The sequence below is a fragment of the Burkholderia sp. SIMBA_062 genome (assembly GCF_046534765.1).
GTDB lineage: Bacteria > Pseudomonadota > Gammaproteobacteria > Burkholderiales > Burkholderiaceae > Burkholderia > Burkholderia ambifaria.
The window spans coordinates 1-398 of record NZ_JAWRYD010000129.1 but is presented as its reverse complement, the minus strand read 5'-3'; the positions used below and the strand labels follow the sequence as shown (position 1 = coordinate 398).

The window sequence follows — 398 nt, the reverse complement described above, 5'->3', positions numbered from 1 at the left end:
GCCATCACCTTTACCCCAGTCGCAGGCTTCACCGCGGACCCAACGCCAATCAGCTACACCGTAGATGACGCAACAGGCTTAACCTCAAACGAAGCGACCGTCACCATTGACTATCCGCAAGCAGTGAATGACCTGCAAACGGGTACCTCAGGCAGTCCAGTTGTGGTCGATGTGTTTGCTAACGACAGCCAAGCTGACGCCAACTTAGACCCAGCAACCGTCATCATCACCCAAGCGCCAGCTGGCAGCACTATTGCCGCTGATGGCAAATCGGTGGACGTACCAGGCGAAGGCACATGGACGGTCAATCCGACTACAGGTGCCATCACCTTTACCCCAGTCGCAGGCTTCACCGCGGACCCAACGCCAATCAGCTACACCGTAGATGACGCAACAGG

General features: G+C 56.8%; 1 protein-coding gene. It reads left to right on the top strand.

All coding sequences use genetic code 11. From position 1 onward, the window contains the following. Nucleotides 1–398: Ig-like domain-containing protein (locus SB786_RS35705; RefSeq protein ID WP_410731502.1), on the top strand; the 398-nt coding region annotated here is incomplete at both ends.